The organism is Desulfoluna sp. (genome assembly GCF_030145185.1).
Taxonomy (GTDB): Bacteria; Desulfobacterota; Desulfobacteria; order Desulfobacterales; family Desulfolunaceae; genus Desulfoluna.
Genome location: NZ_JAQYWB010000010.1, coordinates 58283 through 83028, shown reverse-complemented (window position 1 = coordinate 83028; position 24746 = coordinate 58283). Strand labels below are relative to the sequence as shown.

The following is a 24746-nucleotide window of genomic DNA, read 5'->3' as shown; positions in this document are numbered from 1 at the left end:
GTATACTTAACTGACACAGGTAAAAGTCTTATTAGAGACTATCTTAATGCCACAGAGGCCTTTCCAGTCGTTGCGGCCCAGTTACAAAAAGACGAAAAGAGCATTCGACGTATGCTTGGCCCGAGCGGCAACCCAACCCTCAAAAATTTCATTGGAATATTAAACGCTTGCAGTGTCGCGGAACACCTGTCTCTGAGAATATGCCAACAACAGGAGGCCTGTTAACAAAAAAAGCCCGCCCCCATTTAAAAAAAGTAAAACGACTATCTCCAAAACCTATAAGTTCAAAGTCCCCATGGTTCTTAATACCGTGGGGACTTTTTTGTTCATATTCACTGTTAAAAGATATTATCCAGTATCCCTTTGATGACCTGTTTGCCTACTTCCTGCCCGAGTTCACTGGCAAGTGTTTTTCCAGGGCTGGAAGAGGATGTTGCAGAGGCTTGCTGCTCGTTTTGCGCAAAGGCTCGTTGGGATACGAGAAACTTCCGCTGCTTTTCATCGCGTGCCATCTCTTTTTCTATCTCTGTGGTGACCTCTAACATCGCTGCAATCAGGGTATCACTGATGTTGTACTCTTGAAGCATGACAATCTCTTCCATGCTGAACTGCCTGTACGGTGTCTTAGAGCTTCTGATTTTCGCAGCAAGAAGCAGGTCACTCATATTTTTCTTTTTATAGTTGATGATATCACCGACCTGGAATTTTTCGGGGCCGATAAAGAGAAGGCGCAACTTATAATCGGGGATGTAGCGGGATGCACCGGGGGTTTGGTTCACGTACGTTTTAAGGCCGGCGTAGTCTTTTTTATTGATGTAGCCTGCAATGGTTTCTTGATACTTTAAAATCACGGCCTGCTCTTCCATCTCTTGCTTTTTGTTTTCAACCACCTCGGTATGATGAACTTCCGCTGTATGAACGGTTCTAATCAGCGGGTTCTTCGGTTCATAAGCGGTCATGGCATGAAGTGGGAACCCAGGATCCGCTTCCTTCAGCTTGCCTTTGGGTGCATCAAACAAAACAATCGTCTGACGCTTTTTTTGGGTGTCTACAATAAGCTCGTTTCCATGCCGTCCCCACGCATTTCCGTCATAATCGGTTATTTTTACCTTGATGAGGTGCTTGCCTGATTTGACATTGAAATAAGCACATCCGCTTCTGAAGACGACGGCGGGGGTGTCATTGATAAGGAATGCAGAATAAACACCGCCACTCGTAAATTTCCATGGTCGGCAGATGACCAATCGGTCAAACCCATCCGGGGGTGGGTTCAGATGAAGGGCCTGGGCACCTTGCATGACTGTACCTGAAGGAGACTTGGGGCCGCATCCGGAGAATACAACTGCCATAACCAATGCAATACAGACGACAACACCTTTTTTCATACATTCCCCCATCAGTAAAAAAACGCAGATTGCTGATCCCGATTGACGTAAAAAATTAGGATCAAAATAATCAGTCCTTGTTTGTCAGTCAATCTATTTCTTGCTGGGGAAACAAACCATCTATCATGGATTAATAGAGATAGTGCTTTTCCTTGATGTCTCGTTGATTTTTTGAGACGGGTTTCTGCTCACGCGTGACCTCCGGTGTGGGGGATGTGAGGTAGGGTGTGCTTGCGCACCGCAGAAGCGCGGCAGCGATTGTCAAAGCCGATGAGGTTGGACGTATAAAGAAGGAGAAGACTTTTGGGCGGGATGGAAGGGTTTTTGTTTATAAAAAAGGCGAAAAGGATGAGAGTCATCCCACGCCCTAAAACGCAAAAATCCACAACACCCTGAGATTCTGCGGATCGTATTGGCTTTTGGGCCGCTGGCAAAGGGCCTGAGGCAACGGAAGTCGAGCAGGTGCAATACGTGGGGCAAAAAAAACGTGTCTACCCAGCAAGGGGAAGCACGGCGTTAAAAGCAAACGATGGCGGACAAAGAGAGATTCGAGCTCTCGATGGGCGTTACCCCATACACCCTTAGCAGGGGCGCGCCTCTCCGCAACCTGACTGTGTTTTTTCTTTTGCTTGGAAACACTCCGTTTTTGTACAAAGAGTTGTGCCATCCGTCAAGCAGGGGGCTCCTGCGTTGGGCCCAAGCTTTTGGCATAAAAATTTGAAAGGGTATTAAGGTCTTCCTCCCCCTTCAGCCAGCCCTTCACCTCAGAATTCAGTTTCCTTCCGGCTTCTTCCTATGTCTGCATCATCATAACACTCTTTTAATGTATCCCCAGTTGAATAGTTCATTGAAAAGTCTGTCTGCCTTAAAATCGGGGTAGCCCTGTCTTGAGGGGCGACCGTTGTGCTGGGTGAACTGCTCTGAAAAACAGGGGTTTAAAAATGTGAGAGAGACACTCGGGTATGTGATTATTAAGTTTATTGAGAAGGGGAGGGGTTTCATACTAAACTTAGATGTGTCGAGTTTTTCAATGACGCTATGAAGGGCGATGCTATTCTTTCTGAAACCCCAGAAGTATTGATCGCCCGTAGTAAACCGAAATATTCTGTCAAGCTTGTAGACTATTATTACTATAATTCTTTGAACCGGATCATATTTGGGGTCGTCAGAATTTAAGGATAGTTCATGTTCTTATCAGATAATCTATTGTCGGTAATTATATTAGAATTAAATAAACTAAGAGAACACAAAGCTACCTCTATATTGTTATGAATAGTTAGGCATGCATATAATACTTTTTGCAAATTTCAACTGTTGACAAAGAGAATATTTCCATGCAATTAATGTAATTATTTAATCGTAATTTATAGTATTGTTAATGTTACTACAAGGCTCACCTTGATTTCTAAAGTCGTTAGAAATCATCAGCGGCGCTTTTTATAACATTTTTTAAGTAAACAGAGCTTTTTCTCTCTCAGCTCAAAAGCAATAATACTGTTCTGTAATATTGTGACTTTTCAACTTTTAACAACTATGTTGGGGCTAAAATGAAAAATCTGAAAATTCCGAATCTACTGCCTTTATCTTTTATTTTTTTAATTCTTTTATCAGGATGTTCAACAGTAAAGGTTCCAATTACTGTTACGCATCCTGCAGAAATCAATATGAAAGGCTATGAGCAAATTGCGATAGCTGAAATCAGCGGTAACTTAGGTAATGATTTCGCTAATAATTTAAAGCATATGCTTGTTGAAAGTGGACGATTTAAAGTTGTTGATCGCAACAGAATGAAAACTATCTTAAGAGAATTGAAGCTTTCTCAATCTGATTTAATGAACCCTAAAAAGAGAGCTAAATTAGGGAAATTAATGAATGCTTCCGCACTTATTACTGGACGTACAGATGGGAAGTACAGGGAAGATGTATCTTCCGAAAAAAAATATTATAAAGATAAACATGGGAATACGTATGAGTCCACTATTTATACAAGAAAAGGCATTTATTCGACAACAGGCGGCATAGATGTAATAGATGTTCAAACAGGAGAACTGATACGAAGTAAATCATTAAAAGCATCTCGAATAGCTCTTAAAAGTGAATCGAACGCTAAGCCGGAAATGATAGACAAAGAAGCTATGCTCGCATCAGCAGTTAACGAGAATGCCAGTGATATTATCAAAGCCATTACTCCATGGAACGAAACTATAGATGCAGAATTTATAAAAGTTAAAGAAATTCCTGCATTAGAAAAAGGGATCAATTGTGCCAGATTGGGAAAAATGGACAGAGCTATAAACATATTCAGAACTGCCTGTAAAGATTCTGAAATGAATAGTGAACTTAAACCTAAAGAAATTTCAGAGACATATTGGAATTTAGGGGTAGCCTTGGAGTATACAGAACAATTTGATGAGGCTATCATGTGTTTTGAAAAAGGTTTCGAAATTTATCCAAACAAGCCTCTAATAACTGCAAATGCTATTAGTTCTGTCATAAATTTAAGAGATATGGGCTTGAATTCTGAAAGCAAATTCATCACACAAATAGTACATGTTAAGTTGCTGAAGAAAGAAAAAAGTAAACTTGAAGAGCAATTATAAGGGATAGTACTATATATGCTGAAAACAAAGCAAAAGTCGGAAGTATTATTTGCCTTCGGCTTTTCCTTCAAAATATTGTTACAATTGGTATGCATACTTTTGGTTATATGCATTTTATCTTGTATTTCTAAAAAAGCGAAAATATTTACGGTTGCTTCTACAGAGAAGAGCCCTAATTGGATCCTAAACCTGCCTCATAATCCTGACAAATTATATTTTTTAGGGTTGGCATCACATGCTGACAGTTTAAATAAAGGTTCTGAGATTGCCCGAAAAGATGCACTTTCTCAAATAGCTGACTATTTAGGGGTTTCTATAACATCCTCATTTAGTAGCCGTACTACTAATTCAGGATGCTCTTCGGAATTAAATCTCAAATCTAATAGCTCTTCGAACATTATTGGCGCAGAACTGGAGGATACATATTATGTGAAAAAGGTTCGCCAAAGCGAGGTTTTAACAATAGAAAAGTTTGACGTATATTGTCTTTTTAGCTTCTCCAAAAAGCGTGCTGATTCAGAGATAGAACGCAAAAAGCTGGAAAAAATAAACAAGCTGTCATTAGCTTATAGCTATTATAAAAATGGTGAAGCGGCAAAAAGCAAATCAGAGTATAATTTAGCTGTTGTTAACTTCAAAAAGGTCGGCTCTCTGTTACGAAACATTGATGCTGTTTCAACAAGAATCGGAACTAAAAACATTAACAGCACAACCCTTAAGACTGATGCCAGGACTCAAGTCTCTGATGTAAAAAACATCCTTTCGAGAGTTAGCATCACTGCTCATATTAACGGGAGCGGCAAAAAGGAAAATGCATTTTTATCCAACTTTATTTCAACATTGAACTCAGAGAATTTTTCTATTGGAACGAAAAAACCCTACTATAAAATTAGCGCCAATATCAATACTGTACAAGTTGGTTACACGCTGAACAATTATGTCTATAAAGCCTCAGGTAAAGTATGTGTCACAGACTGTAGAACCGGTTTAATTGTGGCCTCTGTAACTGTTTCCAATAAAGGTTTTCATTTAAATCAAAACCAATCCGATCTTAATGCGCTTGAGGAAGCAGGTATTATTTCAGCTAAAGAAATCGTACAGAGAATAAAAAACATAGATCCGTGGCCATTATTTTGATTAGGGTGAATGTTTGCATTTAGATAAGACACAACATTCGCAAATCGGCGGTAACCTGGTGGTGACAACAACCCTGACACAGGGGGCTATGCCGAAACCGCCGGGTTTAAGTTAAGCCTGCAGACCACCCCATTTAAGTTACGCACCAAACGACAAAGGCCCGCCTGCTATTTAGAGCAAGCGGGCCTTTTGTTTTTGATGCTATTTTTGCCTTTATCGCCGAAAATGTCATATCTTGGATGCCGGAGATTTCACGAGTTGGCTGCGCTTATCTGCAAGGCGTCAGGGCTGCAGGTGTAGTGGCTTACCTCAAAGTTCTGATAAAGCAGCCGATGAGTGCGCCCGTTTCGTTCCTGTAGGCATTCAGGCTGGGGTGGCCCCCGACAAAAAAGCCGCGACAGAGCACTGTTTGTGCCAGAGGGTGTACGCTTGCCTCGTTGTCAAATCCTTGTGGGGGGGGGGGGGGGCTTTTAAATGGGGCTGACGCTTTTCAACGACTCGAAGGCAGTGATTTTTGGGCGCGCCGTGCTCCGTCGCGGCATTTACGTGATACCGATGGGAGGGCGTCTTCCCTTGGGATGTGATCACGCCCCTATAATCTGGATCCTGGAATTCAATTTGTCCTTATTCAGCGTCTGTGAAATCTCAAAAAGGTGCCGGTGGCAAGGGGGACAAGGGTGCAATCACCCCCTTACAGTGTGACGCGTGACTGTCGGTGTGGGGAACATGAGGTAGGGTGCGCTTGCGCACAGCAGAAGCGCCGCACCGGTTATCGAAGCCGATGAGGTTGGAGGCCGCTTACGCCGGATAAAAAGGGTGAAGACTTCTGGGCGAGATGGAAGGTTAAAGACGTCGAGTGAATAAAAAGCGAGCGTTATGATGATCCATGGATCGCTTTCAGGTGTTCTGCTTATAAAACAGGCGAAAAGGAGGAAATCCCTCCCACGCCCTGAAACGCAAAAATCCGCAGCATCCTGAGATACTGCGAATCGTATTGTTTTTTTAATGGTACCGGAGGTCGGAATCGAACCGACAAGGGGTCTCCCCCGGCGGATTTTGAGTCCGCTGCGTTTACCAATTTCACCACTCCGGCACACGAGAAGCGTTTTATGTAAATTTGATTCGGTTGTCAATCAAAATGACGTCATTTTTGAAGAATGTTGTGAATAAAGGCTGCGGGGGTGGACCCTTCCCTTAAAATTTTAAAGGGCGTGGTGGTGACATCCACCACGGTGGAGCCGGATCCGCCGTGGAGGGGGCCGGCATCCAGGACGAGATCTACGCCGTTTATAATGCGCGGATCCATCTTCTGGATGTCTGAGACACCGCCTTCACATGAAATATTGGCGCTGGTTCCTGTGATGGGAAAGGAGACGGCTTGTGTGAGGGCTCGGGCCACGGGATGGGAGGGGACGCGTAAGCCTACTTTTCCGGTTCCGGCGGTGATGTCGGTCGGGATGGAGGGGTGGGCGTTGAAGATAAGGGTCAGGTTCCCGGGCCAGAGGCTGTTCATCAGGGCGTCGGCCATTGGAGGAATCTCGGTGACCAGGGCATCCACGGCCTTTCGGTCTTTGATGAGCAGGAGGATGGGGTTGGTCAGGGGGCGCTCTTTAATGGCAAAGATCCGCTTGACGGCGGCTTCATCAAAGGCGTTGGCCGCCATGCCATAAAGGCAGAAGGTGGGGATGACCACGCAGCCGCCGGCGGTAAGAACGTTTGCTGCTCTGCTCAAGACATCAGGGTTTGGGGCATTCGTTTTAACGGGGCATAGGGTGCCCATAGGCTTGTACTTCCTGGTGGGGGCTGTGATTTACCCCTTATGGTTCCCGGGGTAAATCACAGCCACAACCTGCTTTAAAGGGGGCACACCGTGCCGCCTGTGGCTATTTCTTTGCGTTTGAGTCGTTACCCGAACTTCAGCTTCATCTTCAGCTTTTCGGCTTTGGCATCCACTTCGGCGGCCAGTTCCTTTTTGTAATCAGCCATAAGATCAGCCAGGGAGGAATCGGCGATGGAGAGGATCTGGACGGCCAGGATGCCGGCGTTTTTGGCACCAGGCTTGCCGATGGCCACGGTGGCCACAGGAACGCCTGGAGGCATCTGAACGGTGGAGAGCAGGGCGTCCATGCCGGAAAGGGCCGAAGAGTCCACAGGCACCCCGATAACCGGCAGGGTGGTGTGAGCGGCCATGACACCGGCCAGGTGAGCCGCATGGCCAGCTGCGGCGATGATCACCTGCAGTCCGCGTTCACGGGCCTTAATGGCGAAATCTGCCGCCACAAAGGGGGTGCGGTGGGCCGAGGCCACAGTGAATTCGTAAGGCACGCCAAATTTACGCAGAATTTCGGTGGCGACTTTCATGGTTTCGTAGTCGGAGTCGCTGCCCATGATGATGCCCACGCGGGGCTTGGTGGTCAGGTGGGCCAGGGCGCGTCCGCCGATGTCGTTGCGATGAAAGGCTTTGGTCCAGGAGATCTGGTCGACGGCTTTATACGCTTTGTTGATGGCACGCTTGATGTCGCTTCCCATGGCGGTGACGCCGAGGACGCGGCCGCCTGAGGAGACGACCTTGTTGCCTCTCAGGGCGGTGCCGGCGTGGAAGACCTCCAGGTCGTTGATGGTGGAGGTCTCTTCAAGCCCTTTGATCACGTTGCCCTTGCGGTAGCGGCCGGGATATCCGCCGGAGGCCATGACCACGCAGACGGCGGCGCGGTCATCGATCTCAATGGTATGCTGGTCCAGGGTGCCGTTGGTCGTGGCTTCCATGAGGTCGATGATGTCATTTTGGACGCGCATCATCAGGGGCTGGCACTCGGGGTCGCCGAAGCGGGCGTTGAATTCGAGTACTTTTATACGATCCCGGTCGATCATGAGTCCTGCGTAGAGCACCCCTTTAAACGGAATGCCCTCTTTGGCCATCCCTTCCACGGTGGGGAGCATCACCTCTTTCATGATCTTGTCGTGCATGTATTTATCGATGATCGGGGCCGGAGAGTAGGCACCCATCCCGCCGGTGTTGGGGCCCTGATCGCCGTCAAAGGCGCGTTTGTGGTCCTGGGAGGTGGGCAGGGGGAGAACGGTCTTTCCATCGGTGAGGGCGAGGAATGAGACCTCTTCTCCTTCGAGTCGCTCTTCGATGACCACGCGGGCGCCGGCATCGCCAAAGGCCTTGTCTTTCATGATCTCTTTGAGAGCGGCCTCTGCCTCTTTGGGGGTGGAGCAGACAATGACGCCTTTTCCTGCGGCCAGGCCGTCGGCTTTGACCACCACGTTGCCATTGAATTCGGCCATGTATTTAGCGGCCGTGTCATACGTCGTGAAGCTTCGTCCTGTGGCGGTGGGAACCCCGTAGCGGTTCATGATCTTTTTGGAGAAGGTTTTGCTGGCTTCAAGCTGGGCCGCCTTCTTGGAGGCGCCGAAGACCCTTAAGCCTTTCTTTTCAAAGATGTCCACGATGCCTTCGGCAAGGGGGGCCTCGGGACCGACCACGGTAAAATCGATGGCGTTTTCCTGGGCGAAGGCCAGGAGAGCGGGGATGTCATCGGATGCAATGTCTACGCAGGTGGCCAGATCGGCGATGCCTGCATTGCCCGGTGCGCAAAATACTTCATCCACTTTGACGCTTTGGGTGATCTTCCAGACCAGGGAGTGCTCACGGCCTCCGCTGCCTACAACCAGTACCTTCATGTCCATATCCTTTTGTTTCACGGGTTTACATAAATGACACGTCTTCTCTATGAAAGCCCTTTGGATTGAGGGCTGATTGGTGTGTCCCAGGGTGCTTATTGTTTCGACTCCAGGGCCAGCTCAATGAGTCGGTCCAGGAGGGCTGAAAAGGAGTAGCCAGCCACCTTGGCGGAGCGGGGCAGCAGGCTGGTCCGGGTCATGCCCGGAATGGTGTTGGTCTCAAGGAGAAAGACCTCTTCTCCCCTGATCATCATGTCGGTGCGGCTGTACCCTTTGAGGTGCAGAGCCCGGTGTGCTCTTTCAGCCAGGTCCATGACCCGGGTGGTGAGGGCGTCACTGATGCGGGCCGGGCAGATCTCGGTGGTGGCACCGGGGGTGTATTTGGCCTCGTAATCAAAATAAGCACGGTTCCCCTCGGGGATGATCTCAATGACGGGCAGGGCTTTGGGGGATTCGTTTCCAAGGACGGCGCAGGTGACCTCGGGGCCGTCGATGAAGGCTTCGATTACCACCTTCTCGTCGTAGGTCAGGCTTTGGGTCACCGCGGCGGCGAGGCTCTCTTCTTCGGAAACCCGGAACATGCCGAGGCTGGAGCCCCCGCAGGCGGGTTTGACAAAGAGAGGCAGCCCCAGCTTTGCCACGGTGGCTGCCGCGTCAAAGAGCTCTCCTCTTCGGACGTTTACGGCGTCTGGGGTGGGGAGGCCTGCGTCGGTGTAGAGCTGTTTGGAGAGATGTTTGTCCATGGCGATGGCACTTCCCAGGACGCCGGACCCCTGGTAGGGGATCTCAAGCAGGTCGAGAAGGCCCTGGATGGTGCCATCTTCGCCTGGGGATCCGTGAAGAAGGATCAGGGCGACATCGAGTTTTTCGGCGTCGTTGACCAGGGCGTTCAGGTCGGTCTTCGGGTCGTATTCAAACAGGGTGTATCGATCGGGGTCCAAGGCGGTCACGGCCTCTTTCCCGCTTATCAGGGAAACGTCTCGTTCGGGAGAGGTGCCTCCGTAGATTACTGCAAGGTTCAACTTCTTCATGGTGTATATGTCCTGACGGGGCGAAATTGCCGCGTTAACCGTTCTGTTTCTTGTCGAGTCTGTTGAGCACGCCCTCTTGATAGGCTTCCGGAATGTTGAAGATGGCGGAAGAGCGGCCATCACGGAGGAGTTTGGTCTTGAGAAATCGGATGCGTTTCATGGCGCGGTAGGTTCCGGTGAGGTCGTCGCTCTCCCGGAGCAGGTCTTCCGTGCGCCGGATCTCTGCATGCTCTGCAATTTCCTGTGGAACGCACCCGGCGTTTTTGAGGATTTTGTGGGCAAGACGCAGGTCTTCGGGGACCCGGCTGTCATCTTCAATCTCCAGGGGTTTTCCGTGGCCGGGAAGGTTGTCGAGCTTGCCTTCCTTGAGGGCGGTGAGAATCTTCTCTTCAATGATGCGATCAAATCCGATGCTCATGGTATTCCGGAATTCCTGAAAATAGTGAGGGCTGCGCTCCGAAGCGTCGGAGCAGGGCGGTTCAATAATGAGATAATGCACAAATCGCGTGCCATCTATGGTTAAAAATGTGTTCTGTTTAAACGTTAATACCCGCATCTCTATCATATTGCATGGATAAACTGAAGTGGGTTTACACCCGCCAGGCCCCATCTGCACCGTATTTATTCCCTCAGGGGGGAAGACCCTTGCTTTCTTTGCCCGGGCATGGATTGTCGAACGATGTCAGCGTGTAAGGCCTGGGGCACCTGCCAAGGGCTCTTCCCTGATAAAGGGTACAGCTGGTGTCAAGGCTGACGCAGGGAAAGCAAAAAACCTCGCCTGAAGTCGAGATTTTTCCCTTGAGACATTAGCGGATGGACGCTTTGGCGGCCTCTTGGCCGCTGGCGTAGAGTTCATCCAGTTCGGGCGAGTCTGTCTCGGTTCCGATTTTGGTCACATCGTCGATCGCCTGCTCCACGGCAGAGGCCTCATCCACCTGAAGATCCGTTGACTCCGGGTTGGCAAGGGTCTCTTCAATCCATTTTAACTCCTTGGCTTCGCGGGGAGGGACCTGGTCCTGAAACCGGTAAGAGAGGTCGTCTATGCTGTAAGAGAGGTCGATGCCCCGTTTTTTAGCCAACAGGTCTCCGTTGGTCAGGGGTTGCACTGTCAGGGCAATTTTTTTGATGGTCTCGGCGTGCTTCTTGAGTGCCTCGATGGGCGTGATGCGATGGTGCCTGGCAAGCTCGTCGATGATTCCTGTGAGGCAGGCTTCCACCATTCTTTTGGCGTACTTCCGTTCGTACGCGTCCTCTTCTATCTGGTCCAGATGCTCTTCGTAATCTTCCATGGGTGAACTCCCGTTATGGCTGATGTCATGTTGATTTCTTATATAAAAACCTGAATATTATCACAATTAAAAGAGAAGTATTCAGCTTTATTCGTGCAAAAGACAGTCGGCCGTCCGGGTGTGGGCGGGTGCACGGCCCTTTGTGTCTCTTTATTGTTGATTTTGCAGTTTGTGTAAAATGGAGGGGAGAGGCAGTAAAACACAAAAAGCCGCTGTATTCTGTAAAGAATCCAGCGGCTTCTATATGTGTGGTAGCGATGCACGGAATTGAACCGCGGACACTGCGGATATGAGCCGCATGCTCTAACCAACTGAGCTACATCGCCATAATTTTTCATTTGTTCGGCTCGCTGCGGTCGTTGTCCGTTCCGCGTTGAGACAAAAAGCTTTTAATCTATTTTGAGGCAGATGGTCAAGGGGTTTTTCAAGAAAATGTGGAAAAAAAAGGTGGGAGGGGGGACGCTGAAGGGCGTGGCTCCGGGATGGGTTGGAAATTAAACGAAATACGGTGATGAGCCTTGTGTCCAGGTTTCTTTGACGTTTTGGAAGGAGGGGGAACCTTTGGGTTGGTGACGGTGAGAGGAAGGATCGGTTCCCTCCGTGTTTTTTGGGGGGGCAAAGCGCATCCGTAACCTGCTTGCAAGGTGGCACACCTTGCAGCTGGAGGCTTGTTTTTGCTGAATAGTCAGGGGAAAAACCTTGAATAAAAAAAGGCCGCCCAAGTGGGCGGCCTTTTCTATCGATTCTGCGATGGTTCCCCCTTAAAGAGGGGTTCCATTAAAACTCGGGTTCGATGTATTCAGGAACGAGGACGTCCTGAAGCTCGGGGCCGAGGTAGGTTCTCTCGTTGGGGGCGAGAATGCCCATAGAGAGGCAGATCAGGCTCCAGAGGTGAACCACGTGGTAGTGGCCGCCGTAGTGCTCGCTCAGTTCATGGATCTGGGCGTGGCAGTTGTGACAGGCGGCGATGCAGTAAGTGGCGCCTGTTTTCTGGATCTGGTTGTCTTTAATCTTGCCGTAGGCGAGACGTTCTTCCTTGAAACCGGACTGAAGGAAGCCGCCGCCGCCGCCACAACAAAAGTTGTTGCTCTTGTTGGGGTACATGTCGACAAAGTTTTCTTTGCCGACAATTGACTCGACAACGAATCGCAGGTTGTCGGCCGTCTTGTCACCGTAAGATTTACGGATGATCTGGCAGGGATCCTGGACAGTAAACTTGAGGCCAAGTTCTTTGTTCCAGTCAGAGTTGACGGGAAGTTTGCCTTCCCTGATCCACTGTGCATAAAGGTTATAAATGCTCTCGACGTTGAAATCGTGTTCGATGTTGAATTTTTTCAGTCCTGCCAGGACTGAGAAGGTAACGTGCCCTCATTCGGTGTTGAGGAACGTCTTGCACCCCAACTCTGTACACTTTTCAGCGCTTGTTCGGGTGATCTTGTCCCATCCTTCATCATCGGAGAGGAACATGCAGTAGTTCTCACCGGTCCAGCCTTTGCTGCCGTAAGTCCAGTCGGCACCCACAATGTTGAGGATCTTCCAGAGGGGAACCATCTCCTCTGGCTCGGTCATGGGCTCGCGGGAGTTCTGGTTGAGGAAGAATTCGGCGCCCTGTTTGTCGATGGGGGCCTGAAGATCTTTCTCTTCCCACATGGGTTGGGATTCTTTCACTTCGTCAAGGACGTCCCCACAGACGAACTCAAAGTCTTCCTGGGTGCAACCCATGGCGCTGCAGGTGTCGTTTTTCAGAGCCAGGTCGCAGGAACCGATGAGGCCTTTGGGGCGCTCTTCTCTGGGAGTCAGCTGCCGGGCGTTGAACACCAGCTGGGGGATGTCGATCTCCATGGGGCAAATGCGCACGCAGCGTTGACACATGGTGCACATCCAAACCCAGTCATGTTTAGCGATCTCTTCGTCCATGCCCAGGGCGGCCATGCGTAGGAATTTTCGGGGGTCCATGTCGGCCAGTCCGGTCGCAGGACAGCCCGAGGCACAGAGCCCGCAGGTTAGACAGGCGTTGAGGTTCCCACCTTCGGGCAGAATCTCCATTACCTTGTCTTTGAAGGCGCTTTTAGTGCCTCCGCCGATTTTGATTGCCTCAGCCATACTACATTATCCTCCGTGTCATTTTCCCACCCTTAGATCGCGGTCGTTTTTTACCGTCACTTTAAGCAGAAAAGGATGATGTGCTCCCACAACACAAAAGAGCAAATCAGTCATTATATGAATGGTATAATCAGTGAAAACCTTATGCATACAACAATTACAAAAAAAAATTTATACCATAGTGTCCTTTACACGACAATAGTGTTTCTACTCTTAAAGATTAAGACGTGTCAATAAGAATAAACAAAACATATCGAGTAAATACCCCTCAGTACCCGGGGGATAGAGACCCTTATCCGACGGTGGTTCCGTAGGCCAGTCGGGGCAGTTTTTCACATGATTTCAGCCGGAAGAGGGGAGAAATCATTGGGCGTGTCTGATGTTGCAGGTTGCGCGCGACGGCGGGTGGCCGATGGGCTCTTTGGGCGGTCTGTCGAACGCGATTTTGAAAAGTCCAACGAAAGCGGTGGGTTGTATAACTTTTTCGCATCTCTGTTAAAACGCGATTATTGATCATAAGCATCAAAAATACTGATGGTCGATGGCGGTTGAGGGAGGCCGATATTCTCATTTTCTGTTCTTCAGTGATGCCATGCCCTGAAGGATGGCCCCTCCCATCGCAATTCCCGAGGCATTTGCCACCATATCCAAGAGGGAAAAGCTCCGCCAGGGAAGGCCGGCCTGGAGCACTTCGATTCCTATGCCGTAGACCATCAGCAGCAGGGCATGACGACCGGTGAGGCGCCGTGGTAAGGAGGCTCCCCAAACCAGCAGGGAGAGGTAGAGGTAGGCTCCGGCGTGTTGGGCTTTGTCCCAGATGTTGACGGCAAAGCTCTCTTGGATCGGAATCAGCGAGAGTATCGTGATGCCGCAAAAAGAGAAGACGAGAAGAACTCGGGTTGTCAGGGTGAAGCTGGGGGTTCGCATGATCGCTGTCCGGCCCCGAAGGGCCGGCTCCTGTCTGTGTGCCCCCTAACCCGGATATTTCATGAGAAAACAATCAGGACTAAGGAATAGTTCGTAATTACAATTTTTTGCGGTAATATTTTTAGTCGTTTCAAAAATGCAAAATTTAATCCACGTTATTCTGTTTGATTTTCTCACCCTTCGGGCGAGCCGGGTGCGCTCATCTGCTGCGTTATCAGAGCCTTGAGGCAAATCACTACATCTTCAGCTCTGATGCCTTGCATATGATCACACCCAACTCGTGAAATATCCGGGCTAAGGCGGGGGTGTGATCAGTCGGTGACGAAGAGGACCAGGGATTCGATGACCTCTTTGTCTTCGTTTTTCATGATGTCCAGGATGTGCTTGTGGTCACGTGCCTTGTGGATTCCAAAAATGCTGCGTTTTTTTGCAAAGGTAGCGGCAAAGGCCAGGGCGTCTTCCTGGAGGGCTTCAGGGCTATCGCTTGCCTTGACGAGCATCTTACGCTCTGCCAGTTCGGCGGCTCCTGCCCGGCGTCCGGTGAGATACAGATCATGGAATTGATCGTAGGCAAAGGCTTTTTTAACAAAAGCGAGCATGCCGGGAAGGAAGGGGATGCCCAGGTCTACTTCGGGGAAACAGAAATACCCCCGGTCGGCACGCATGAGCCGGAAGTCGCAGGCGCAGGAGAGGATGGCACCGTTGCCGAAGGCGTGGCCGTTGATGGCGGCGATGGTGGGGACGGGAAGGGTCAGCAGTTTGGTGAAGACCTCGTTCATGCCGTACATGAAGCCTTTGATATCATCTAATTTGCCGTCGGCAAAAGCGCCTCCCATCCACTGGACGTCGACCCCCTGGGAAAAGGATTTTGGGTCTGTGGAGGTGAGGATGATGGCTGTGACGTCGGCATCGGCCACGGCCTCATCAAGGCAACGGTTCAATTCTTGAGCAAAGATCAGGTTCTGGGTATTGGCCCCGTTGTCCATCCAGACAACAGCCGTACGGTCTTTTTTTTCCCATTTAACAACAGACATGATAACCCCCGTTATGCAGTGTAAGTTCATCAGAAAAAACCGATTCATTGTGCGCCGGAGCGTTTTTGTCAGCCCCGAAGGCCCTGGACGGAAGAGGTCGGAGGGGATGTAAGATCGGGTATGATTGTCTGCGCATCAATGATTGCGGGATAAAACTTAATTTATTATTTGATAATGGAAATGGTGGAAAAAAGAAAGAGAGAAAGTTCTTACGTGTACGAATAAAGGACGGGTTTCCTGTGGCGGCCTGAGCTGGGTTTGATGATAACTTATTGATAGTCAAATCAAAATATTGTGATGGTACCGCTGTGGGTACCTTGCTGTTGATATAGTTTGTGTTCATTGCAAAATAGGGGGGTTGGCCGGGGGCTCTGCTCTCTCGAGAGATATCCTGAGCTGCAAAGCCTTCCTGGGGTGTGGTCGGTTCCTCTGAGGGTGATGGCCTCGAAATGTTCCGTTATCAGTGGGTTATCGGCGATTGAGTCTGTGTTGACACCGTGATAATATTCCTATAGAAACTGAGTATTCAGTTTTAATTACAGGGAGCTTCATCATCACCACAGAGCAGGTAATTGTCTCTTTTTCAGGTGGGTGCTATCCTCCCATATTCTGATGAATCCGTTGAAAGTATAGGATATTTCAGATTAAATCTCCAAACGAACGAGGTAGTCATGATTATCGGCCTGGATGTGGGTGGAACCCACACGGATGTTGTGCTCATCGGGGAAGAGGGGCTGATGCGTCAAGCCAAAGTTCCTACCGATCCCGAGAATCTTTTTGAATCCATCCTTTCCGGCCTGGAGAGTGTGATCCGGGATATCGATACCGCTTTGGTGGAACGCATCGTACTCAGCACCACCCTGACCACCAATGCTGTGGTGACTGGCAAACTTGAGAAGGTGGGGATGGTGGTTGCGGGAGGGCCCGGGCTCAATCCCAAGCTCTTTGCCTGTGGAGAGGACTATCACACCGTGGCCGGTGCCGTGGATCATCGGGGCCGGGTGGTGGAGGGGCTTGATCGTGATGCCGTGGAGGCCCTGGCTGATTCGTTCCTGGCCAAAGGCATCCGTACCGTGGGGGTCGTGGGTAAGTTTTCTACCCGCAACCCGACCCATGAGCAGCGTATGGAAGAGATCCTTATAAAAAAGGGGATCGAACATGTGTTCACCGGGCACACCGTCTCCGGAAATCTCAATTTTCCCCGCCGGATTTATACCACTTTTATCAATGCCTCGGTCTATGCCATCCATCGCCATTTTTACGAGTCGGTACGTGATAGTCTCAAGCAACAAGGCATCGATATCCCCATTTACATCCTGAAGGCCGACGGCGGCACCATGGAGATGGTCACGTCCATGGCTTATCCGGGGGAGGCGGTGATGTCCGGTCCTTCGGCGAGTGTGATGGGGGCTATTCCATGGGCCCCTGAGTCGGTGGACAGCCTGGTTCTGGATGTGGGGGGCACCACCACCGATATTGCGGTTTTTGTGAAACGCGCTCCGGTGCTTGAGCCCCTGGGAATTACCATTGGCCCCTGGCAGACGTTGATCCGTTCGTTAAAGAGCTCCTCGGTGGGGCTTGGGGGCGACAGCCTGGTGCAGGTGACGGACGGGGTCGTGGTCATCGGCCCGCAGCGCTTGGGGCCGGCCATGGCCTTTGGCGGGTCAGAACCCACGCCCACCGATGCCATGGTGGTTCTGGATCCTGGGGAGCGTGATGGGGATCTTGCGCGGGCGGAAGAGGGCATGCGTCGTGTGGGGGATGCCTTGGGCCTTGATGCCCGGGAGGCGGCGCAAAAGGTCATGGAGACCATGTGCCTGGCTATTTTAGAGCACGCCCGCAAGGTGGTGGCGGAGATCAACGCCAAGCCAGTCTACACCATTCATGAAATGATGGACGGCTATCGCGTGGTCCCCGAAGAAATTCTCCTTTTGGGGGGGCCGGCCAATACCCTGGCAGGTTACCTTTCGGCATATACCTCACAAAAGGTTCGCCCCGTGCCCCATTGGGGCGTGGCCAATGCCATTGGAGCGGCCCTTGCCCGAACCACCTGCGAGGTGACCCTTTTTGCAGATACGGAAAAAGGGGTGATTCTGATTCCGGAGGAAAATTACTCCAAAACCATGGATCGCCACTATACCCTGGCCGATGCAGAAAAGATGGCTAAAAATTTCCTGGTTGAAAAAGCCAGGCAGGCCGGGAGCCGGACGGACAACCCGGAGACCGAAATTGTGGAGAGCATGGCCTTTAACATGGTTCGGGGCTTTCGCACCACCGGTAAGAACATCCGGGTGCGGGCTCAGATCAAGCCGGGGCTTATTGAAGGCTATAAACTATAATTAAGGACTTGCACGATGATCAAAGCGGACAGAAAAACAGGGCTGGTCTTTTTTCCGGCGTTTGACTGGGCCATCGATCCCACCCACCCAGAGCGAGAAGAACGCCTTCTTTATACCCAGGATCAGGTGTTTGAAGAGGGGCTCTTTGATATCGATGGCATCACCGAGTTCAAGCCCGATCTCGTGACTCATGAGGACATCCGGCGGGTTCACTTCTGCGCCCCGGATATCGAAAGTGTCACCACCGAGTCCCACCTCATCAGCGCGGGTGGAGCCGTTACCGTGGCCAAGGCTGTCATGGAAGGGACTGTGGAGAAGGGCTTTGCCCTGGTGCGTCCTCCCGGTCATCACGCCATGCGTGTGGTCCATGGGAACCGGGGCTTTTGCAATATCAACATCGAAGCCATCATGATTGAATACATCCGGGCCAAGCACGGGGTGCGTCGCGTGGCCGTCGTGGATACCGATTGCCATCACGGCGACGGCAGCCAGGATATCTTCTGGCACGATCCCGACACCCTGTTTATCTCCATCCACCAGGATGGCCGCACCCTCTATCCGGGAACCGGCTTCATCGAAGAGCTGGGTGGCCCCAACGCTCTGGGCACCACGGTGAACATCCCCTTGCCTCCCCTCACCTCGGATGAGGGGTATCTCTGGATTATTGAAAACGTGGTGATGCCGATCCTGAACGACTTTCAGCCAGAGATCATCGTCAACTCGGCAGGCCAGGACAACCACTTTTCGGATCCCTTGACCAATATGAACTTTTCGGCCCAGGGGTATGCTGACCTGACAACGATGTTGAATCCGGACATCGCCGTCCTCGAAGGAGGCTACTCCATCGAAGGCGCCCTGCCTTACGTGAATACCGGCATCATCCTCGCCCTGGCCGGTGTCGATTATTCCGGGATCAAAGAGCCCGGTTACGACGCCGCCCGCATCGCTCAGCCTGCCGAGGTGACCCGCGAGGTCCGACAGGTGGGGCAGGCTGTCCTCTCCACCTGGCGTGAAAGGGAAGCCCTTCAAGCCAAATTGGTGGGCGGGCACACCTCCGTCTCCAGGCGTCGAAATATCATGTACGATACCGACATGATCTACGAAATGCAGATCGATGAAATCACCGTCTGCAAGAACTGCAAAGGGGCCCTTAAAGTCGATTCATCTTCCGATACCGGTCACCATCTCTTTGGCGTTCATATCCCGCACGGCGTCTGCCCCTCCTGCAGAGCCAAAGCCGAACAATGGTTTGACGAGGCCAAAAAAGGACCGTATACCCTGCGCACCATGCAGGACCTGGATCGGCAGGAGTTTTTTGACGAGTAGGGAAAAGATAAAGATCAGGGCAAGGGAAAAGCGTTCTTCGTTCTTCGTTCGAGGAGTCGCTGCGCTCAATCAATGATGAAAAAAATGTAACTATTCAGCTTGTGCCCCCAGCGGCCCTGTCGGGGGCCAAACGTTTGCCTGATTAAATAAAGACGGGTTAACAAACAGGTTTTAAAAATTGTTTTTGATCAAATTTTATCTTAAAGGCGGATGTGTGATTTGACCCGACAAGTTCGCCTACGCCCATGTCTATGCGTCACCATTCGACCAACGTCAACGGGCTCCGGCGCGACAAGCGACGGGAGAGGGCATTCGCAAACCCGCTTTCAAGGTGGCGCCACCTTGCCGCCGGAGGCGTCGCTTTTGCAGATTGAATCCCTTGAACGAAGAACGAGGAACCAAGCACCAGGAACGAGTTACAAAGAATGTTTTTTGGAAGTAGTATATGAAGATTAACTTGGACAATCTCAGGCGACGGGCGGAGGTGACGGCTTCGGTCCGTCGTTTTTTTATGGCGAGGGGGTATTTAGAGGTGGAGACGCCGCTGTGTGTCCCCGCGCCGATTCCCGAGGCTCATATCGATCCGCTGGAGGCCGGTAGCGGTTACCTTCAGGCCTCGCCTGAGCTTTGCATGAAGCGGCTCCTGGCCGCTGGAGCCGGGCCGATCTTTCAGATCACCAAGGCCTTTCGCAAAGGGGAGCGGGGGGCAAAGCATATCCCGGAGATGACCCTTCTGGAGTGGTACACTCCCTTCGCAGACTACGAGTCTCTGATGGAGGATTGCCGGGGCCTCTTTCTCGCCATCGCCCGGGATCTGGGGCTGGGGGAGAGCCTCGACGTGAAGGGCAAAACCATCCATCTGGATCGTCCGTGGCGTCGTCTGACGGTGAAAGAGGCTTATGCCTTGTATGGCTCCCTTCCTGTGGAGGAGGCCCTGGCCCAGGATCATTTTGACGAGGTGATGGGTCTTGAGGTGGAGCCCCGCCTTTGCGGGGATACCCCGGTCTTGCTCTGCGATTACCCGACCCCCATGGCGGCGCTGGCCAAACGAAAAAGCTCCGACCCGTCCGTGGCCGAGCGATTTGAGCTTTACGTCGAAGGGCTGGAGCTGGCCAACGGTTTTACCGAGCTCACCGACGCCGTGGAGCAGCGTCAGCGGTTTGAAGACGAGGTGGCGCTGCGAAAAAACCTCAGGAAATCCACCTGGCCCCTCCCAGAGAAATTTCTCACCGATCTCTCCCAGATGCCCCCTGCAGCCGGTATCGCCCTCGGTATGGACCGCCTCGCCATGCTCTTTTGCGGCACCGATACCATTGATGATGTTCTCGCCTTTCCTCCGGAATGTTTGTAATGGCTTAGCCATTCGGGACATGTCGATAAATTGAACCCATTGTTTCTCCGGCCAGGGGGCCTTTATGCCCCCTGGTTGGACGGACGCCCCCCCCCCTCTCTCTCTCCCTCTCTATAATGGCTGTGGTGGTTAACCACCCAGAATTGCAGCTTATCATTTCATGGCGATGCCATTTTATGTTTGAACCCATGGACGTTGTTATGTGATAGTTAACACTGATATTTAATAAGAAACCAATAAGATCCGAACAGCACGTCCATACGTTTGGCATAGGGCCGGTGCCTCTCTTTCATTTCTTGTCACTATTCAGATTAGGTATCCGGCGGTCCTGCCGGGGGCTAAACGTTTGCCTGGTTTTCAAAGGGTGGGTTTTAATAAGCAGCTTTCAAGGTGGCACACCTTGCCGCCGGAGGCTTTTTGGGGAGCTCAATAATAACGTTTTTTTTCACAGGGGGGTAAATGATGATCATGCGGAAAGGTTTTTTCGTCTTATTGATGGTACTGGTTTCCCTGGGCGTCATGGGGTGTGATTCCGACCTGACACCGGAGAATACGGTCATTGTGGTCTCTGATGCGGTGACCGGCGGCCCGGAAGATGCCGGTGAGGTGCTGCCCAACGCCATGGTGTACAAGGTGGCAGATGCAGGCAGCACCACCTTTTCTGATCTCCTGTTTGCTGAGAAGGTAGAAGGGGCCTCTGTGGGTTTTGCCGTGAAGGCATTGGATGAGACGGACTGGTTCCTCCTGATGGACAATGTCATTCAGACAGACGCTAAGGGCCGCGCCCGGCTGGCTTCCCTTAAAGAGAGGCTGCCGCTAAAGTATCTCGATGCCGCCCCGGTGACCCTTCAGCTTCAGGCACGGGTTTATTTCAGTCAGACCGAGTACACATCAGACGATCTGGGGATGGTTCGCATCCTTTCGGCCAATCCTGCTGAGAACCCAGGCATGATCGCTGCCGATCACGACAACACCCTTCACGCCACCGGTGGGCTTAACGCCCTTCAGGACTGGGTGGATTTCTTGAATGTGTTCCAGGACGATTGGCCCTATGTGGATGGCGATGTGGAGACCGTTGTGCCCCTGTTGATGAGTGAGGGCAACGATCTCGTGGTGGTGACGGGCATGTCTCCGGAGATTCGCTACGCCTGCCGGGCTCAGATGGTGCGCCACTTTGACAAGGGGCTCCATCGCACTATTCCCATCATCGTCAAAGAAGACATGACCTTTGAGCACAGCAACACCTTTAAAAAAGAGTGTTTGACGATTTTAAAAGATCTCTATGGCGCGGACAATGCCCGGGCCATGGTAGGCGATACCGTTCGGCAGGACGGGTACGGTGCCATTGGAAGCGGTATTTATTATATCCCTTATCAGGTGAACTGCGAGCCCGCTTTCTGGCTTCTGGATACCGAAGGCTTCGGCTGGATTCATCCTGACACCATCGTCAGGACCTGGGGGGCGGTGGAAGAAAAGCTTATCAGCGGACCGGCAGTTCCCGATAACTATTTTATGAAGCCGCACACCGGTTTTAAAAACATCGCCCATCGGGGCGGGGGTGAGCTGGCACCGGAAAACACCCTTGAGGCCTATCAGCACTCTCTGGCCGTGGGGGCTGATACCCTTGAAGCCGATGTGCACATGACCTCAGACGGGGTGGTGGTGGTGTCCCATGATGACACTGTGGACCGCTGCACCGACGGGTCTGGAGCCATCGCGGAGATGACCCTTGCCCAGCTTAAAGAACTGGATGCAGGGTTTTGGTTTAAAGCAGATGAGGGGGACACCTACCCCTGGCGTGGAAAGGGGCTTGAAATTCCTACGTTGGCCCAGGTTTTTGACGATGAGGCACTGAATGGGGCTCCCATGGTCCTTGAGATTAAGCAGGAGGGCGGCGAGATTGTAGACAAGGTGCTTGACCTGATTGAGACGTTTGGGATGCAGCACAAGCTGATTGTGGGAGGCTTTGATGAATCGACCCTGGGACTTATCAAGGCGAAGGCCGTCGAGAGGCATCTGGAGCTCAAGACGATCTTTGCCACTGAAGGGGTTCTTGCCTTTGCCCTCACCCCTCTTTCCATCATGCAGGCAGACGACTACGAAATGCCAGCCGATGTCCTTTGCCTGCCCAACGCCATGATGACCCAGGCGCTCATGGCCAAGATCCGTCTTCTCGGGATGAGGTGTTACGTCTGGACCGTCAATACAGAGATTGAGATGAAACGCCAGATGAACTGGCTTAAAGTCGACGGCATCATGACCGACAACCCCCGGCGGCTCGAAAATCTGATCGGACAGTGACGGGGCACCCTTTCGCCTTTCATCTGATTTTATGCTATGACCCCAAGGTGGCCCGGCAGGCTATCTCTGCAGGGCCGGGTTGGAGATGGATAGATAATGGGGGAGAAAAAGACGATGAGAGAAGATTCCAACAGCCGCCTGGTGTATTCGACGGAGACGGGCAGGCTTTGTCCCTCTTGTGGTAAGCCGGTCAAGGGGTGTACCTGCAAAAAGAAGAAGGGTGGCTCCGCCGTCCCAGCCGCAAAGCCGGACGGTATCGTGCGGGTTCTGCGTGAGACCAAGGGGCGCAAGGGCAAGGGGATGAGTTTGGTGACAGGGGTTCCCGGCAGCGAGGCGGACCTGAAAGGGCTGGCAAAAGAGCTCAAGCAGCTTTGCGGAACCGGGGGGAGTGTGAAGAACGGGATCATTGAAATTCAGGGAGACCACCGTGATAAGCTGGTAGAAGCGCTGAAGGCCAGGGGGTTTTCCGTTAAGAAGGCGGGGGGCTAAACCCGGTGAGTGGCGGGCATATTGAAACGGGAAGGGCAGGGTGCCTCTTCCCGTTTTTTTTTGGGGGGGGCACTATGTTTGCCGGGCAGGAAGCCATCGACGCAGCATTAAAAGCCCCAGGTAAACGAGGCCTGCCACGGAGATGATGACGGGTCCTGCAGAGAGGTCCAGGGTGTAGCTCAGGGCCAGGCCGCTCCAGTTGAAAAAGAGAGAAAAGGCGATGGACAGAACCATGATGGTGGAGAGCCGGCGGCTGAGGGTCGATGCGGCGGCAGCGGGCAGGGTCAACATGGCGATGACCATGATCACGCCCACCAGGCGCACGAGAAGCACCACGGTAACGGCTGTCATGACCAGAAGCAGTATATAGAAGAAGGAGGTGTTGATGCCCCGCAGGGTGGCGAACTCTTCATCAAAGCAGATCGCCTGAAAGGTGGGGTGAAAGACGATGGCCAGGGTAATGATCACAAGATCGAGCACAGCCACCAGGATAATATCCTGTCGGGCAATGAGGAGAATGTCCCCGAAGAGGTAGCTGGTGAGTTCGAAATATCCGGGGGTGAGGTCAATGAAGATCAGGCCTGCGGCCATGCCCACGGCCCAGAGGGCCCCTATGATGGAGTCTTCCCGTTCTCCGGCTTTCATGCTGACCAGGCCGATGATAATCGCGGCGATGACGGCGCTTGCCAGGGCTCCGTACATGGGGTCAAGCCAGAGGACTCCCCATCGGTTTTTGAGGTAGAGGGCAGCGCCGATTCCTCCGAAGGCGCAGTGTGCAATGGCACCGGCCAGGTAGCCGATACGACGGGTCACCACGTAGGTTCCCATGATGCCGAAGGAAAAGCTGGCCAGGGTGCCTGCCGCAAGGGCCAGGCGCAGAAAGCCACTGTTGGGGTCGAGAAGTGCAAGAAAGAAATCAGTCATGGCTCTTTTCGATGGGGTAGGAAGGGGGTTGGAAATTTGAGGGTGTCGTTGATGCAATGCCCTTCGTGGCTGCAACGGTGATCGTGACGCACCATGCGCAGATCTCCGCCGTAGATCTGGTTAATCAGGGTGCCGTCCAGATTGCTTGTGGGATGAACCTGGACTTTTTTATTGACGCAGATAACGCTCTTGACCACCTTGGACACGAAGCCCAGGTCATGGGAGACCACAAGGATGGTCATGCGGTTGTTCAACTTGGAGAGGAGTTCAAAAAGGGAGGCTTCCGCCGCCGGGTCCACGTTGGCTGTGGGTTCATCCATGAGCAGAAGGGAGGGGTTTCCACAGAGCGCCCTGGCGATCAGAACCCGTTGCCTCTGACCACCGGAGAGGTTGCTGAACGGAATTTTTGCCTTTTCGATGAGCGCCACCTCTGACAGGGCCTGGGAGGCTGCTTCCCGATCATTTTTTGTGTAACGCCAGCGTCGGCCATTTTGAAGTCGACCCATGAGAACCACATCCATGACTGAAACGGGGAAGGCCATGTCCACGTGGGTGTATTGGGGCATGTAGCCGACCTGGTTCCAGGCGGCGTTGGGCTTTTTACCGAAGATACGGACCTGACCGGTTGTGGGGGTCAGGAGACCCAAAATCAGCTTGATAAGAGTGGTCTTTCCCCCGCCATTGGGTCCCACCACCATGGCAAAGTCTCCTTTGGGAACAGTGAGGGTGACCCCGTCAAGGATGGAATGACGGGTGTAGGAAAAGGAGACGTTTTCAAGGGCAATGGCGGTTTCCATGGGATGCACCGGTGCATGATTTTAAT

General features: G+C 51.8%; 18 protein-coding genes and 2 tRNA genes. 7 read left to right on the top strand and 13 right to left on the bottom strand.

Translation table 11 applies throughout. The features are described 5' to 3' along the window. Positions 1 to 338 precede the first annotated feature (338 nt). Positions 339 to 1385: a hypothetical protein gene (locus Q1Q75_RS04830; protein ID WP_300667976.1), complete on the bottom strand. Its 1047-nt coding sequence runs from the start codon at positions 1383 to 1385 to the stop codon at positions 339 to 341. Between the two features lie 1547 nt (positions 1386 to 2932). Here Q1Q75_RS04830 and Q1Q75_RS04825 point away from each other — a divergent pair. After that, positions 2933 to 3985 (top strand): CsgG/HfaB family protein, encoded by a 1053-nt coding sequence (locus Q1Q75_RS04825; RefSeq protein WP_300667975.1) that lies wholly within the window; start codon positions 2933 to 2935, stop codon positions 3983 to 3985. Between the two features lie 15 nt (positions 3986 to 4000). Further along, positions 4001 to 5122, top strand: coding sequence for a hypothetical protein (locus Q1Q75_RS04820; RefSeq protein WP_300667973.1), 1122 nt, complete (start codon positions 4001 to 4003; stop codon positions 5120 to 5122). Positions 5123 to 6128: 1006 nt separating this feature from the next. On the opposite strand, the gene Q1Q75_RS04815 is transcribed toward Q1Q75_RS04820, so the two are convergent. The 10 genes from Q1Q75_RS04815 to Q1Q75_RS04765 form a co-directional block, all read right to left on the bottom strand. Beyond that, positions 6129 to 6215: transfer RNA gene (locus Q1Q75_RS04815), tRNA-Leu, on the bottom strand. 51 nt (positions 6216 to 6266) lie between these two features. After that, positions 6267 to 6902, bottom strand: a complete 636-nt coding sequence (locus Q1Q75_RS04810) for an L-threonylcarbamoyladenylate synthase (RefSeq protein WP_300667971.1) — start codon at positions 6900 to 6902, stop codon at positions 6267 to 6269. Between the two features lie 125 nt (positions 6903 to 7027). Next, entirely contained in the window at positions 7028 to 8809 is a 1782-nt protein-coding gene (gene purD, locus Q1Q75_RS04800) for a phosphoribosylamine--glycine ligase (RefSeq protein WP_366945157.1), read from the bottom strand. Between the two features lie 95 nt (positions 8810 to 8904). Next, a complete protein-coding gene (locus tag Q1Q75_RS04795) occupies positions 8905 to 9840 on the bottom strand; it encodes a D-alanine--D-alanine ligase (protein WP_300667969.1) in 936 nt (311 codons plus the stop codon). Positions 9841 to 9874: 34 nt separating this feature from the next. After that, a complete protein-coding gene (locus tag Q1Q75_RS04790; protein WP_300667967.1) occupies positions 9875 to 10258 on the bottom strand; it encodes a DnaJ family domain-containing protein in 384 nt (127 codons plus the stop codon). Between the two features lie 388 nt (positions 10259 to 10646). Beyond that, positions 10647 to 11129: a hypothetical protein gene (locus tag Q1Q75_RS04785; protein WP_300667966.1), complete on the bottom strand. Its 483-nt coding sequence runs from the start codon at positions 11127 to 11129 to the stop codon at positions 10647 to 10649. A 249-nt stretch (positions 11130 to 11378) separates the two neighbouring features. Then, positions 11379 to 11455: transfer RNA gene (locus Q1Q75_RS04780), tRNA-Met, on the bottom strand. Positions 11456 to 11906: 451 nt separating this feature from the next. Continuing rightward, positions 11907 to 13232, bottom strand: coding sequence for a 4Fe-4S dicluster domain-containing protein (locus Q1Q75_RS04775; protein ID WP_300667965.1), 1326 nt, complete (start codon positions 13230 to 13232; stop codon positions 11907 to 11909). Positions 13233 to 13799: 567 nt separating this feature from the next. Further along, positions 13800 to 14159 (bottom strand): VanZ family protein, encoded by a 360-nt coding sequence (locus Q1Q75_RS04770; RefSeq protein ID WP_300667964.1) that lies wholly within the window; start codon positions 14157 to 14159, stop codon positions 13800 to 13802. 311 nt (positions 14160 to 14470) lie between these two features. Further along, positions 14471 to 15193, bottom strand: coding sequence for an enoyl-CoA hydratase/isomerase family protein (locus Q1Q75_RS04765; RefSeq protein WP_300667963.1), 723 nt, complete (start codon positions 15191 to 15193; stop codon positions 14471 to 14473). Between the two features lie 671 nt (positions 15194 to 15864). On the opposite strand from Q1Q75_RS04765, the gene Q1Q75_RS04760 reads away from it, so the two are divergent. From Q1Q75_RS04760 to Q1Q75_RS04740, 5 genes are all read left to right on the top strand, one after another. Then, entirely contained in the window at positions 15865 to 17532 is a 1668-nt protein-coding gene (locus tag Q1Q75_RS04760) for a hydantoinase/oxoprolinase family protein (protein ID WP_300667961.1), read from the top strand. Positions 17533 to 17547: 15 nt separating this feature from the next. Then, the gene (locus Q1Q75_RS04755; RefSeq protein WP_300667959.1) at positions 17548 to 18858 is read left to right on the top strand and encodes a histone deacetylase; all 1311 of its coding nucleotides are present in this window, start codon (positions 17548 to 17550) and stop codon (positions 18856 to 18858) included. Between the two features lie 445 nt (positions 18859 to 19303). Then, positions 19304 to 20209, top strand: coding sequence for an EF-P lysine aminoacylase EpmA (gene epmA / locus Q1Q75_RS04750; RefSeq protein ID WP_300667957.1), 906 nt, complete (start codon positions 19304 to 19306; stop codon positions 20207 to 20209). A gap of 459 nt (positions 20210 to 20668) precedes the next feature. Further along, complete coding sequence (locus Q1Q75_RS04745) at positions 20669 to 22510, top strand: glycerophosphodiester phosphodiesterase (RefSeq protein WP_300667956.1); 1842 nt, start codon at positions 20669 to 20671, stop codon at positions 22508 to 22510. Positions 22511 to 22624: 114 nt separating this feature from the next. Further along, positions 22625 to 22999, top strand: a complete 375-nt coding sequence (locus Q1Q75_RS04740; protein ID WP_300667954.1) for a translation initiation factor Sui1 — start codon at positions 22625 to 22627, stop codon at positions 22997 to 22999. A gap of 72 nt (positions 23000 to 23071) precedes the next feature. Here Q1Q75_RS04740 and Q1Q75_RS04735 read toward each other — a convergent pair whose 3' ends face one another. Both Q1Q75_RS04735 and Q1Q75_RS04730 read right to left on the bottom strand, forming a co-directional pair. Then, on the bottom strand, positions 23072 to 23923 hold the full coding sequence (locus Q1Q75_RS04735; RefSeq protein ID WP_300667952.1) for a metal ABC transporter permease: 852 nt from the start codon (positions 23921 to 23923) through the stop codon (positions 23072 to 23074). Further along, entirely contained in the window at positions 23920 to 24720 is an 801-nt protein-coding gene (locus tag Q1Q75_RS04730; protein WP_300667950.1) for an ABC transporter ATP-binding protein, read from the bottom strand. The genes Q1Q75_RS04735 and Q1Q75_RS04730 overlap by 4 nt, the downstream gene beginning before the upstream one ends. Positions 24721 to 24746 lie beyond the last annotated feature (26 nt).